Origin of the sequence: Streptomyces sp. MUSC 14 (assembly GCF_001866675.1) — a bacterium.
GTDB lineage: Bacteria > Actinomycetota > Actinomycetes > Streptomycetales > Streptomycetaceae > Streptomyces.
On the sequence record NZ_MLYN01000034.1, the window covers coordinates 38,934 to 52,218 of the forward strand.

General features: G+C 70.7%; 12 protein-coding genes and 1 riboswitch. Of the genes, 7 read left to right on the forward strand and 5 right to left on the reverse strand.

From position 1 onward, the window contains the following. The first annotated feature begins 77 nt into the window (after positions 1–77). Positions 78–647: a hypothetical protein gene (locus BIV25_RS50430; protein WP_143076684.1), complete on the forward strand. Its 570-nt coding sequence runs from the start codon at positions 78–80 to the stop codon at positions 645–647. A gap of 80 nt (positions 648–727) precedes the next feature. Continuing rightward, complete coding sequence (locus BIV25_RS21670; RefSeq protein ID WP_071374033.1) at positions 728–2,884, forward strand: bifunctional polysaccharide deacetylase/glycosyltransferase family 2 protein; 2,157 nt, start codon at positions 728–730, stop codon at positions 2,882–2,884. Between the two features lie 74 nt (positions 2,885–2,958). Here the strand turns inward: BIV25_RS21670 and BIV25_RS21675 are convergent, their stop codons facing one another. Continuing rightward, entirely contained in the window at positions 2,959–3,849 is an 891-nt protein-coding gene (locus BIV25_RS21675) for a serine protease (protein ID WP_256255973.1), read from the reverse strand. A 213-nt stretch (positions 3,850–4,062) separates the two neighbouring features. Further along, a riboswitch (M-box (ykoK) riboswitch) is annotated at positions 4,063–4,236 on the forward strand. A gap of 317 nt (positions 4,237–4,553) precedes the next feature. On the opposite strand from BIV25_RS21675, the gene BIV25_RS21680 reads away from it, so the two are divergent. Together BIV25_RS21680 and BIV25_RS21685 are read left to right on the forward strand one after the other, a co-directional pair. Continuing rightward, positions 4,554–6,191, forward strand: a complete 1,638-nt coding sequence (locus BIV25_RS21680; RefSeq protein ID WP_071374034.1) for an Nramp family divalent metal transporter — start codon at positions 4,554–4,556, stop codon at positions 6,189–6,191. A gap of 332 nt (positions 6,192–6,523) precedes the next feature. Continuing rightward, positions 6,524–6,724 (forward strand): hypothetical protein, encoded by a 201-nt coding sequence (locus BIV25_RS21685; RefSeq protein ID WP_071374035.1) that lies wholly within the window; start codon positions 6,524–6,526, stop codon positions 6,722–6,724. 316 nt (positions 6,725–7,040) lie between these two features. On the opposite strand, the gene BIV25_RS53025 is transcribed toward BIV25_RS21685, so the two are convergent. The 3 genes from BIV25_RS53025 to BIV25_RS51215 form a co-directional block, all read right to left on the reverse strand. Beyond that, positions 7,041–7,166 carry a hypothetical protein gene (locus BIV25_RS53025; RefSeq protein WP_256255974.1) on the reverse strand — a complete coding sequence of 42 codons (126 nt, stop codon included), beginning with the start codon at positions 7,164–7,166 and terminating at the stop codon, positions 7,041–7,043. Positions 7,167–7,438: 272 nt separating this feature from the next. Continuing rightward, positions 7,439–8,806: a hypothetical protein gene (locus BIV25_RS21690; protein ID WP_071374036.1), complete on the reverse strand. Its 1,368-nt coding sequence runs from the start codon at positions 8,804–8,806 to the stop codon at positions 7,439–7,441. Between the two features lie 501 nt (positions 8,807–9,307). Continuing rightward, the gene (locus BIV25_RS51215; RefSeq protein ID WP_177235367.1) at positions 9,308–9,448 is read right to left on the reverse strand and encodes a hypothetical protein; all 141 of its coding nucleotides are present in this window, start codon (positions 9,446–9,448) and stop codon (positions 9,308–9,310) included. 393 nt (positions 9,449–9,841) lie between these two features. Between BIV25_RS51215 and BIV25_RS21695 the strand changes: the two genes are divergently transcribed. The 3 genes from BIV25_RS21695 to BIV25_RS21705 all read left to right on the forward strand — a co-directional run bounded on the left by BIV25_RS21695 (position 9,842) and on the right by BIV25_RS21705 (position 12,613). After that, complete coding sequence (locus BIV25_RS21695; protein ID WP_071374037.1) at positions 9,842–11,203, forward strand: S53 family peptidase; 1,362 nt, start codon at positions 9,842–9,844, stop codon at positions 11,201–11,203. A gap of 751 nt (positions 11,204–11,954) precedes the next feature. Next, entirely contained in the window at positions 11,955–12,224 is a 270-nt protein-coding gene (locus BIV25_RS21700) for a hypothetical protein (protein ID WP_071374038.1), read from the forward strand. Positions 12,225–12,307: 83 nt separating this feature from the next. Further along, positions 12,308–12,613, forward strand: coding sequence for a hypothetical protein (locus BIV25_RS21705; protein WP_071374039.1), 306 nt, complete (start codon positions 12,308–12,310; stop codon positions 12,611–12,613). Here BIV25_RS21705 and BIV25_RS21710 read toward each other — a convergent pair. After that, on the reverse strand, positions 12,582–13,244 hold the full coding sequence (locus tag BIV25_RS21710) for a hypothetical protein (protein ID WP_071374040.1): 663 nt from the start codon (positions 13,242–13,244) through the stop codon (positions 12,582–12,584). The two genes, BIV25_RS21705 and BIV25_RS21710, sit on opposite strands and share 32 nt — an antisense overlap. Positions 13,245–13,285: the final 41 nt, after the last annotated feature.

Here is a 13,285-nt window from a genome sequence, read left to right on the forward strand (position 1 = left end):
CCGCCGGAGACGAAGCGACGCGTGACGCGTCCACGTCTCCCCATCTCCCCGTTCAGGAGCCGACCCAGAGGCCTGCCGTGGCTGGTTGCCCGGCCGAGCCCGCCGTCGACATACCGAGCCCGAGTGGCCTGCCGATACGACACCCCACCCCCAAACCCGTCTTCGTCGACATATCAGGAGGTCGCCGCAGGCGGCTGCGCATCCTGGTGGCCGCGCTGGTGACTCCGGCAGCGGCCTACGTCGCCCTGCTCATCAGTACGCTCGTGGGCGGCCCGACCCTGCCGGCACTGCTGCCGCACCCTCTGCGGCCCAAGCCGGGCGCCGCCGTCGCGCACACGCACGTGGCGCCGCGGGCCCGGACCTCCCGGACAGCCGGCACCGCCCGGCGGCAGGGGATCCCGAGCCTGGCGACGACGGCCGGGGCGAAGACCGTCGACCGCACGTCCGCCGATGTGAAGTCGTCCGCGACGGCGAAGCCGTCCCTGGCCGCGACGTCGTCCCCGACCGCGACGTCCTCCCCGAAGCCATCCCCGACTGCGAAGCCGTCCCCGAGTCCGACGCGGTCCAAGGGCCACAAGCCGTCCCCGCACCCCACGCGGACTCCGACCGCGACGCCTTCTACAGCGCCCCCGCTCGGGCTCGGCTGACGGCCGGCCCCGGACCTCCAGGGCCCCACGCTCTGGGCCGCGCCCGGCACTCCAGTTCCAGAACCGCCACTCATCCAGAAATGCCCGAAGTGACCCTTTCCCCATGGCGTGGCCGCAGTGCCCGCGAAACGCCGGTGCGCACCCACTGGGTGCTGCTGGTGACCATGGTGCTGACCCTCACCCTCACCCTGCTCATCGAGGGCTACACACAGCACATGTTCGGCTTCCAGGACGACGGCGGGAACCCACCGCAGGGACCCGTCGACCAGGTGCCGCCCTCAGTCGAGAGCGGTGGCCCGGTCATCTCGGCGAGCGGATCCACACCGACCTCCCTCACCCCACCGGCACGCACCGTGGTCCTCACCTTCGACGACGGCCCGGACCCGACCTGGACCCCCAGGGTCCTGGCGGCGCTGGAACGGCACCACGTGCCCGCGACCTTCTTCCTCGTGGGCACCGGCGTGACCACGCACCCCGAGCTGGTCGAGCGGATGGCGAAGGACCACGACGAACTCGGCCTGCACAGCTTCACCCACCCGTACCTGCCCGCCCTGCCAGGCTGGCAGCGCACGCTGGAGATGCGGGAGGACCAGCTCGCGGTGGCTGGCGCCTCGGGAGTGACCAGCAGCCTCTTCCGGCCGCCGTACTCGTCCAGCGCCGACGCGGTGGGCAACGCCGACTGGGCCGTGATGCGACAGCTCGGCCGGCAGGGATACCTGAGCGTGCTCGTCACCCAGGACAGCGAGGACTGGCAGAGGCCGGGCGTGCCGAGGATCGTCCGTAACTCCACCCCTTCCGGGTCCTCCGGCCAGGTGATCCTTTTCCACGACGCCGGCGGTGACCGCGCCCAGACCGTGGCCGCGCTGGACACACTGATCCCGCGCCTCAAGGCACGCGGCTACCGCTTCCGGACGGTCAGCCAGGCCTTCCGCCTCACCGGTGCCAACCGCCCCGCCTCCGCCAGTGAGCACCTGCTCGGCCTCGGGCTGCTATGGCTGCTCAAGGGAGCGGTCTGGGGACTCGACGCACTCGACCTGCTGCTGCTCGTCGCCGGATTCCTGGGCATCCTGCGCGCGGTGATCTCCATGATCGCCGCGGCCAGGCACCGGCGGCATGCCAGGAAGGCGTGGGGAGCGCTGGTCACCGAACCGGTGTCGGTGATCGTCCCGGCCTACAACGAGTCGGCCGGTATCGAGGCGACTGTCCGTTCCTTGATCGCGTCCGACCACCCGGTCGAGATCATCGTCGTGGACGACGGCTCCACCGACGGCACCGCCGACATCGTCGAGGCACTCGGCCTGCCGGGCGTGCGGGTGATCCGCCAGCGCAACGCGGGCAAGCCCGCCGCGCTCAACACAGGGATCGCCGCCGCCTCGTACGAGATCGTGGTGATGATGGACGGCGACACGGTCTTCGAGCCGGACGCGGTCCGCCATCTCGTGCAGCCGTTCTCCGACCAGGGGATCGGAGCGGTCTCCGGCAACGCCAAGGTCGTCAACCGGGGTGGCCTGCTGGGCCGTTGGCAGCACATCGAGTACGTCGTCGGCTTCAACCTGGACCGGCGGCTCTTCGACCTGGCCCGGTGCATGCCCACCGTGCCGGGCGCGATCGGTGCCTGGCGCCGGGCCGCGCTGGAGCGTGTCGGCGGCGTCTCCGAGGCGACACTCGCCGAGGACACCGACCTCACCATGGCGATCTGGCGTGACGGCTGGCGCGTGGTCTACGAGGAGAAGGCCATCGCCTGGACCGAGGCTCCCGCTTCCCTCGGCGCACTGTGGCGGCAGCGTTACCGCTGGTGCTACGGCACCCTGCAGGCGATGTGGAAGCACCGCGGCGCCGCCCGCCAGAGCGGCGCAGCCGGCACCTTCGGCCGTCGCGGGCTGCTGTTCCTGCTGCTCTTCCAGGTGCTGCTGCCGTTGTTCGCACCCTTGGTCGACGTGCTCAGCGTGTACGGGCTGATCTTCCTCGACCCCGTCCACGTACTGCTGCTGTGGTGCTCGTTCCTGCTCGTCCAGGTCGTCACCGGAGCCTATGCGTTCCGTCTCGACGGCGAACGGCTCGGACCGCTGTGGAGCCTGCCGTTCCAGCAGTTCGTCTACCGCCAGTTGATGTACCTCGTGGTGGTCCAGTCGGTCGCCACGGCCCTGTCCGGCAGCCGCCTGCGCTGGCAGCGCATGGAGCGCTACGGCTCCCACCAGGAACCACCGCTGTCACCGGCGACGGGGGCGCGGGGCTGACGACCGCGGCCGTGTGGTCAGGCCCTGTTCGCGCGGAAGGCGACGGGCGCGGAAAGTGCGGGACACCACACGGGTCACGGCTCGCTGATCGCGGCCTTGTACAGGTCGGCCGCCTGGCTGCCCAGTGTCACGCTGTAGGACACGTCCGCGGTGTCGCCGCCCGCGTCATAGCCGCCGAGCACGCCGACGACCTGGCCCTCGCCGTTGATCCAGGGGCTGCCGCTGGTGCCGTGGGTGAAGGCGGGGCAGTCGATGCGCTGCTGGGTGCTGCTGTGTGACGTCGCCTTGTTGGTGCAGCTGATGGGCGCCTCGCGGGAGCCGGGGTAGCCGATGACGGTGACGGCGGTGGCGCCGGTGGTCGTTCCGGGCGTGAACCGGTTGGCTCCCACCACCTCCTCGATCGCCTTGCCGTCCTGGTCGTCAACGGTGGCGAAGGCCAGGTCGCTGTCCTCGTCCTGATCCCTGGTCCATGCGTCGGGCAGATAGCGGTGCCCCAGCTTCCATGCCCCGTACGGCGCGTGCCCGTCCCGGTAGCCCGGCACGAACACCAGGTCGGTGCCGGTGTCGCTCACGCAGTGCGCGGCGGTGACGATGAGGTCGCCCCGGGGACTGTGCACGACCGAGGCCGTGCAGACGTGCCCACCGGACAGGTCGTCGGCCCGGTCCGCGCCGAACAGCGCGCCGACCCGCGCCGTCTGTCGATCGGCGACCACGTCGCCGGTGGCTCCGAGGGCCTGTGCCGGGGGTCCCGCCTGCCCCGCGATGCCCTCCACGCACGCGCGCTGCGCTGCCGGGTGCCCCTCCGCCTTGTGATCGCATGCACCGGACGCCGGGACTTGCGACACGGACCGCGAGGGCCTGGTCCTGACCTCGGCGGCCGCCATGGACGAGGTCAGGGTGAGCATCACCACAGCGGCGAGCAACGCGGGACGCGAGGTGACCAAGATGCGTGAGATGCGCTCCATCAGTGATCACTCTGCCTCACGAAGGTGCCGCACGCGCTCCGACTTAACGGAGATTTTCCTGTGAAACCCCATACGGCCGCCGGGCACCCTGGTCCAGGCTCGCATGATTCCTCGGTGATCCTGGTGGACGCATGAGACCGGCCCCGTGTCAAGACTTCGTCAATCAGTTGCGTGATCTCGCAACTATGAGGCTATGCTGTCGGAGGTTTGAAAAGGGCACCTCGTTCGGTGAGGCGTCTTCACGGACACAGGCCACTGACCCCACGACGTCGAGAGACGCCCAGGGTCAGGACACCTCTCCCCGGCCTAAGGGGTGAGGCCAAGTGGCTTCCCCGGCAAGGGGATTACGCCGTGGAGTGCCAAAGCTCTGACGAGTTGGGGTGTACCGGCCGCTCTGGTGCGGGCCGGTCCGCTCCATGCCGAGTCGTTGCCGACGCGCACAGGTCGCGTCCCCGGCCGGAAGGAGGCGAGAGACATGGACTGCAGCAGCAGTAGTCCGGGCCATAGTCGGCCCCTGAACCGTTTGTCCTCGCATTCTTCCGGCACGCGGTAACCACCTCCCCTGCGCGGATCCATGCCGCGTCCTGAGCCCCGTACGGCCCTGCGCCGTGACGGGTCGCCGTCCTGCGCGCTCGCGCAGGGGGGATGGCTTACGCGTGCCCCCTACCTCCCCCTTCTGGGGGGATTCGGGAGGTACGTGCATCATGACCACCGTTTCCCATGTGTCCGAGGCGCCGCGCTCCGCGGTCCTGGACGACGCGCATGTCGGCGACATCCAGGGCGCGCTCGGCACCATCAGGCTCGACGACACCGCGCCCCGCGCCGGGCTGTCCGCCAAGCTGAAGACGCTCCTCGCCATAGTCGGGCCGGGCCTGATCGTGATGGTCGGTGACAACGACGCCGGGGCGTTCGCCACCTACGGCCAGGCCGGCCAGAACTACGGCACCCACCTGCTGTGGACCCTGCTCCTGCTCGTGCCCGTGCTGTACGTCAACCAGGAGATGGTGCTGCGGCTCGGCGCGGTCACCGGCGTCGGCCACGCCCGCCTGATCCTGGAGCGCTTCGGTAAGTTCTGGGGCGCGTTCAGCGTCATCGACCTGTTCCTGCTCAACGCGCTCACCCTGGTGACCGAGTTCATCGGCATCACCCTGGCCACCGGCTACCTGGGCCTGCCCAAGGCCGCCTCCGTGGTGCTCGCCGCCGCGATCATCATCGCCTCGGCCTTCACCGGTTCCTTCCGCCGCTTCGAGCGGGTCGCCATCGCACTGTGCGCGGCCTCGCTGCTGCTGGTGCCCATCTACTTCATGGTCCACCCGCGCGCCTCGCAGACGGCCCGCGACTTCGTCGTCCCGAACATGCCCGGCGGCACCGGCCAGTTGTCCACCGTCATGCTGCTGATCATCGGCATCGTCGGCACGACAGTCGCCCCGTGGCAGTTGTTCTTCCAGCAGTCCTACGTGATCGACAAGCGGATCACCCCGCGCTTCATGAAGTACGAGAAGATCGACCTGTGGATCGGCATCGCCGTCGTGGTCATCGGCGCGGCCGCGATGATGGGCTTCACCGCCGCCGCGTTCGCCGGCACCCACGACTTCGGCAACTTCACCGACGCGGGCGCCATCGCCACCGGCCTGGAGCACAAGGCCGGCAAGCTCGCCGGCGTGCTGTTCGCCATCGCGCTGCTGGACGCCTCCATCATCGGCGCCTTCGCCGTCTCCCTGTCCACCGCCTACGCCATCGGCGACGTCTTCGGCATCAGGCACTCCCTCCACCGAGGCGTCAAGGGAGCCAAGGGCTTCTACGCCGTCTACGCCGGCCTGGTCGCGGCTGCCGCTGCCATCGTCCTGATCCCGGGTTCGCCGCTGGGCCTGCTCACCGAAGGCGTCCAGACGCTGGCCGGGGTCCTGCTTCCCTCCGCCAGCGTGTTCCTGCTCCTGCTGTGCAACGACAAGGCCGTCCTCGGCCCCTGGGTGAACGGACCGAAGACCAACGCGTTCACGGCGGCCGTCGTCGGGGTCCTGGTCGCCCTGTCGATCATCCTGACCGCCTCGGTCCTCTTCCCCGACATCTCCTCCGAGGCGATCCTCGACATCATGGCCGCCTGCGGCATCGTCGGGGTACTCGCCGCCGGATACGCCTTCACCCGCCGCCGCACCGGCACCAAGGAAGACCCGATCGACCGCACCGGCCGCGACAACTGGCGGATGCCGCCACTGCAGACCCTGACCCGGCCTGCCATGTCGACCGCCCGCAAGATCGGCATGGGCGCCCTGCGGACCTATCTGCTCATCGCCATGATCCTCGTCGTCATCAAGATCGTCGAGGTCGCCCTCGGCCACTGAGCCCGCGCTGTCCGGGGTACGCGCACCCAGTGCCCCGGACAGCCCGAAAACCATCCACTGTCGCGTACCGGACAGGGGAGGCACACCGTCGCTCGCCGCTCTCGACCGCGTCCGGCTCGCAGCCCCGCCCGACAGCGAGGAGATTCCGCGCGCCCTCTGCACCGGCGCGCTCGGCATGAGGGAGATTCCCAGGCCGCCGGTGCCGGCCGCCCGGGGTCGTTGCCGGCTCGCCACGCCCGACGGCCGCGTCCAGCAGTTCCTGGGCATGCGTGACCTGGACACGCGTTGACCGGGCGGACCACGATGAAAGACGGACAGGAAGAAAAACGCCGATGAGGCCCCTGCCCCACTCGCACACCGGCGAGGGCGCCACCGTACTCGGCGTTCTGCTGCCGACGGTGCCGAAGCCGACCGCGCCGGCCGCCGCCCCGCGCGCCGACCGGCCGATCGCCGTCGGCACCCTGCTCGGGGCCGTCACCGCGACCTTCGTGGTGATCGCGGTGGTGGTGCACCGCCACCGCCGAGCCCAGTGAGAGCGGCACTGACCGCTTTCGTCGACAGGCGTTTTCCGGGCTTCGGGGGCCGACACCGGTCCGGCGCTGTCGACGTCGTCGTACGACTCCGCACAGCGGCCCCGGGCGAATGCGGTCTTCAGTCGGTGGGCCTCTTCGGCGAGCGCGTCGCCTGCCGTCACAGACCCTCGGTGAAGGACTCGCGGCGGCGTGGGGCGCGGAGGCGAGTTCCCGGGCTCGCCGTCGCCGCCCACCGTCGGCCGGCGGAGAAGCTGGGCGATACGTGGGACGCGATCCACACCCCCACGCCGTCACCATGGCCCGGGAGATGTCCGTTCTACTTGCGGTAGGCGCGCAGCAGGACAGCCACCGTCGTCGCGATGCCCACCATCGCGACGACGAGGATGATCCGGAGCCCGTCGCCCGCCAGGAGCGGGGCGGCCATGTCATGGGGATGGGTCATCGTATGTACCTGTGGCCTTTCGAGTCGCTGTGCTTTGCGGTGTGTTGTGCACGGCGGTCAAGGGACGCTCTGCCGGCCGTGCCCATCCGGGCGTGACGGTGCGTCGAGGCGGGTCAGGTCGCGCAGTCGTGTCCGTTCCCCCTCGTCGGCGCCAGGCGGACCTGGCCCACCGCGGGCCGTGCGCGGCGCCATTGCCGACAGACCCTTGCGGTACACCACCGGACACTCCGGTGATGTACGGGACGCTTCGGCCGGCGCTGCGTGGTGTGAGGTCACCAGTCGCCACCGCCGAAGTCGCCCCCACCGTCGGAGCCGAAGTCACCGAAGCTGCCCCCGAAGTCGGAGGCGTTGAAGTCCGCACCGGAGAACTCACCGCCCTCCGGCATTTCGACAGCACCCGGGAAGCCGTCGCCGCCGTCGGCGAAGGCCGAGGGCGCGCTGAGCACGCTGCCGAGCAGAGTGCCGGCGAGCAGGCCGCCGACCACACCGCCGGCGCCGCCGAAGTAGCCGCCCGCCCACGGGGCGTAGGCCGGGCCCGCGCTCCAGTAGGGCTGGGCGCCCTGGCCGGTGGGCACCATCCGGGTCAGCGGCCGGCCGCCCTGGCTCACCCGCAGCGCGTCGTCGGCGCAGGCGGGCACCATGCGCAGTACTCCACCCGGCGGGCACCAGTTCACATCGCTGACCGACGGGCCGTGGCGGGGATCGAAGAAGCACGGGACGCGCCGCTGGGGCAGCGGCGCACCGGTGCGCCGGGCGGCGAGGACGGCCAGCGCGAACCGGCCCTCGGCAAGGGTCTCGGTGACCGGCTGCACCTCCTGCGGGCGCGTTGCCGCGGCCATGTGCTGCTTGGCGCGGTCGTAGGCGTCCAGGGCGCGGGTGTAGTCGTCACGCATCGCGTCCGTGGCACCCGGCTCGGACGGTTGGAAGCCGAGGCGGTCCAACTCCTCGCCGAATGCCGTGATGTCCTCGTCCACCACCACGCGCAGCGCCTCCAGTTCAGCCCGCTCGCGTTCCTCCTGCTTCTTCCGTGATCGCCGGTACAGCGCGTATCCGCCGCCGGCCGCACCGACCGCGACCAGCCCGCCGACCAGGATGCCGGTGGCCGAACCGCCGCCTCCCGATGCCTCCCAGGACGCGGGGGCATGCCCCTTGGCCTGCCGGAGCGCCTGGTCCGCGAAGGCGTTCACCTCGGCGGAGGCGTCGGAGGCGTACGAACGCCTGACCGCGGCCTTGAGGTTGTCGACCGCGGCCTTCGGCATCACCTGGCGGTCGGCACCCGCGTTGAACCCGGCGCCGAGCCGGACCGCGTACACGCCCGTGATGCCGGTCAGGGAGCGCAGGTCCCGCAGTACAGTGGCCCGCGGATACTCAGGGGTCTCGGGCAGTACGGCGACGAAGACCGGCCTGTCCGCCTTCTTGATCTTCTCGGCGAGCTGGTCGGCCTCCGCTTTCGGCAACTCACCGCTGGCCCGGGGATCGACGTACACCGGTCCTTTGCGGAACGCGTCCGCCACGGCGGCGGGGCCGGTTTCGGCGGCCGATGCGCCGGCTGTCGGCAACGTGAGCGTCACCGCGGCTGTCACGGCGAGCGCGGCCAGCGGCCGGGCCAGGTACCGGGTCCGTGCGAGAGAGGTGAGCAAGGGGAGAGCCTCCTGGTCCTCCGAGACGGGCAAGTGTAAATACTTTACCTACTGCGCAAGTGAGCAATCGCAAGTGGTCGTACCCCAGTCGTGGATCCGAGCGGCGAGCGGGCTCTGCGGGACGAACCGTCCGCGGATACGGCGGTGGGGTGCGCCCGCCACTCTCCGGGCGTCGGGGAAGGGCGGGGCCGGGTGTGGTGCGCACCGACGGGAGTCGGCCGGTCCGGACGGTCGGGGAGTGGCTGATCCACTCGGGCTCCGGACCGGTTTTGGTCCGGGCGGCGGAGATGCCGAGCCTGTGACGCAGGTCGGCGGTGAGGTCGTCGACGACGGTGAAGCCTCCGACGGGGCCGCAGATGCCGCACGGGAGACGAGCGGAGAAGTCGTGGGCGACCCCTTCGAGGAGGCGCCGGTGTCCTGGTCGAGACCGGTCGGTGCGCGGCGGGCTGCGATTTTCGGCGGGTGGGGAGCCGAAGCGGGTGGAGCGCATGCCCAGGTGTGTCAGGTGCGGGCGGTGGCCTGCTGGTCCAGGGGGTAGCTGGAGGGGGTGTCTGGCGCGGCGGCCGAGGACGAGTGCGGTTCGGCCGGTGTACCCGACGGCCTCGCCGGGTGGTCCGTGGAGTCGCTCGTGCGGTACGCCATGCCGGATGCCGTCCTTGTGTCGCCATGGGGGCTTTCGGCTGTGCCGCAGTTCGCAGTGCCGACCGGGGCTCGGGGCACTGTTCCGCAGATCGCGGATCCGTGCCTTGTGGCACGGCCTACGGCGATCCCGCACGCCCCTGTTCCTGTACGCGCTTCACCTTGCCCGTGCCTCACCTTGCCTGCGCCCAGGGTCAAGTGTCGACCAGTGCACGGCCATTGACCGGTAAGCCCGCCGCCTCCTTCGGTAACGCAGCAGTCAGGAATCCGGAACCCGCCTTGTTTGTCGCGTACTCAACAAGTCATCGTCGTCGCGGGCCGCCGCCCCCACCAGGAACCACACCGGTGGACCCCGCATGTGCACGCCTCTGTCACCCACCAGCAGGAGGCTCTACCTTGCGTACGTCGTCCCTCGAATCCCCCCATACGCACGGCAGATGGCGCCGCGTCGGCTCCGCAGCCGTCACCGTCGCCGCTCTCGCCCTCGCCGGACTCGGCACCGCGGCCCACGCGAGCGCGGTCACCCCGACGGTCCCCACGCCGGTGAGCACGAAGACGATCGCCGCCGCCGTCGCCAGGGCCCATGTGCAGTACACCCGACAGTGCGGCGACACCCCGAAGAAGGGCTACGCGGCCTGTCACGCCCTGCGCGTCACCAGCGGCACCACCGCCTTCCAGGAGGAGCAGGCGGCGAAGAAGGGCGTCGCGCCCCTGACCGTGAAGCCGAACGCCGCCTCGGACTCGCCCACCGGCTACGGCCCGAGCGATCTCCAGTCGGCCTACGGCCTGGCCTCCGCCGCCTCCTCCAGCGGCTCCGGCAGGACCATCGCCATCGTCGACGCCTACGACGACCCGAACGCCGAGTCGGACCTGGCCGCCTACCGCTCGAACTACGGCCTGTCCGACTGCACGTCGTCCAACGGCTGCTTCACGAAGGTCGCCCAGGACGGTTCCGCCAACCTCCCGACCGCCGACAGCGGCTGGGCCGGCGAGATCTCGCTCGACCTCGACATGGCCTCCGCCATCTGCCCCAACTGCAACATCACGCTCGTCGAGGCCAACTCCTCCTCGATGGACGACCTCGGCACGGCCGTGAACGAGGCCGTCAGCCTGGGTGCCACGTCCGTCTCCAACAGCTACGGAGGCTCGGAGGACTCCACCGACACGACGTACGACTCCGAGTACTTCAACCACCCGGGCGTCGCCATCACCGTCTCCGCCGGTGACAGCGGCTACGGTGCCGAGTACCCGGCGACCTCCCAGTACGTGACGGCCGTGGGCGGCACCAGCCTGTCCACGTCCTCCGACAGCCGCGGCTGGAGCGAGTCCGTGTGGAACACCTCCAGCACCGAGGGCACCGGATCCGGCTGCTCCGCGTACGACCCGAAGCCGAGCTGGCAGACCGACACCGGCTGCTCCAACCGCATGGAGGCCGACGTCTCCGCGGTCGCCGACCCGGCCACCGGCGTCTCGGTCTATGACACGTACGGCACCAGCAGCAGCTGGAACACCTACGGCGGCACCAGCGCGTCCTCGCCGATCATCGCGGGTGTCTACGCCCTCGCCGGTTCGCCGGGCTCCGGTGACTACCCGGCTCAGTACCCGTACGGCAAGGCCGGCACATCGGCGCTGAACGACGTGACCAGCGGCAGCAACGGTACCTGCGACACGGACTACTTCTGCACCGCGGGCACCGGCTACGACGGTCCGACCGGCTGGGGTACCCCCGAGGGCGTCAGCGCCTTCAGCGCCGGCTGATCCGCACCGTACGACCTCCCCCTCGGGTCACGGGGAGCCGCCGTCAGAAGGCGACGCGGATTTCCCCGGCGGCATGGGCGGGGGGACGGGAAACGGCAGCCGCCGTGCCCCGTTCCCCCGCTTCACGCGCGCTCCTGCCGGCGGCCCCTCTCGGCCGATCCGCCCCTGCGGGGCGGATACCGGCTCGAAAACCTGCTGCCGAGGGTGGGGCGCGCCTTCGGATGGTGCCTCGGGCAGCTGAGGGCCGCTCGATGTGCCGCCCGTCTGGTCACCCGACGGCGTTTTCCAGCCGCGAGCCCGGGTGCGGCGACGTCTCGCCCGTGCGTCCGGCCAACTGCCCCCCTCACATGGATGACAGCGACGAAGCCGCCCGGGGTGTCGACGCGACGGACCTGCCGGCGTCCCTCGCGCCGGGACGGACGAGACCCGTGAGTCTCCGCCTCGACAGGTGCCCGCTGACCGTCGACGATGCTCCTCCCGCCCGGGCGGCGAGGTGGCTGACGTCGCTCTCGCCTTGGTCAGGATCCACATGGTGAGCAGCCGGATCGGCTGGGAGTCTCGGGCGCGGCCCTGTAGTCGGCGATCGCAGCCGGCTTCGGCGCGCGTGCCGGCAGACATCGGCGTGTGTGCCACCACGTCGGTTCGCCCTCTCTTGCCGCGACCGCCTTCACCGCACCGGACCTCGAATGTTGTTCATTAGTTGCGCAATAATGAAATCGTTGTCGGGGTAGAGCCAGGGGAGGGCCGGATCATGCGAGACACGTCCGTGGCGGAGCGCCTACTGGAAGCGCTGGCGCAGGGATGTCCACCGCCTCCCCAGGACGGCCTGGTCCAGCTCACCTACCGGCCGGTGATCGTGACCGACCAGGCCGGGTGGCCGCGACCGGGCACGATCACCGCTTGGTGGACCGGTCCCGACGGCGCCATCCTGTGCCACCTGCGCCTGTCCGGCGCCCCGAGGCCACGGTGGGTGGTCTACGACCCCGACCGGATCGCCCTGTCGACCTCGGACAGCACCTGACGGTCCTGGTCGGCGAGAAGGCTGCCGCGCAGCACAACCGAAGTCTGCCTGGGGTCGCGCGCCCTCGGGGAGGAAGGGCATTCATGACGCACGGCGACGTTCAACGGCGCAAGGCGGATCTACGACTGGCAGCCGCCGTGGCCGAGATCGAGGGGCTCCACACGGCCCTGTTGAAGACCACAACTCCCGGACGGCGCCGGCCGCTCCGTGCCGAACTGTTCCGTGCCGCCGAGCGCCTCGCCGTGCTCGCCGCCGTGCCCGGCCGGGAGCGGCAGGGGCGGGGCGCTTCGCGTGTGCGCCCACGGCGTTCACGCCGAGACCGCCGGAAGGCGCTGGCCGAGCGAGGCGCCGCGTGGCTCATCGCGCGCCACGGACGCGACGCAGGCTGAGGCCGGGTCGGCGACCACGTGAAATCACTCGAACCCGGCGACGCCGCTGTCCGGTTCCGCTTCCCCCGGCCGACCGCCTGCCCCATGGCTTGAAGACGGACAACACGACGTTGGCGAGGTAGAGCAGCAGCGCGACGGCCGGGACGATCACCATGTTGTAGCGGATGAACCCCAGATGCATGGCTGAGACGGGGCCCGCGGGATGCAGAGCCACCGCGTGTACGGCGTCGTGGAGCCTGGCCGTGAGGGCGAAGACCGAAGCCACCGTCGCGACCAGGGTCAGCCATAACTTGGTGCCGACCCAGTAGAACCGGAACAGTCCCCACGGTGTGCCGACCGCGAGAACCACCCCGCTGACCAGCGTGAGCAGGCTCAGCGGGATGATCAGCGCGTCACCCAGCATTCCCATCGCCCGGTAGGCGGTGCGCACGGTGTCGGCATCGTGTGTCGCCAGTGCCGTCGTCCCGAGGGTGAGCAGACACAGCATCAGGGCCAGCCAGCTGACCGAGGCGACCACGTGGACGACGACCACGCTGTGACGGACCCGCACAGACAGTCGGCGGCCCGGCCGCCGCAGCGCCCCGCCGTCGGCGGATGACGCCACCGTCGATGATTCGGTGGAGAAGGGCATATATACACCTCGATCAGGTCGCGGGCCACAGGCGTGCAACC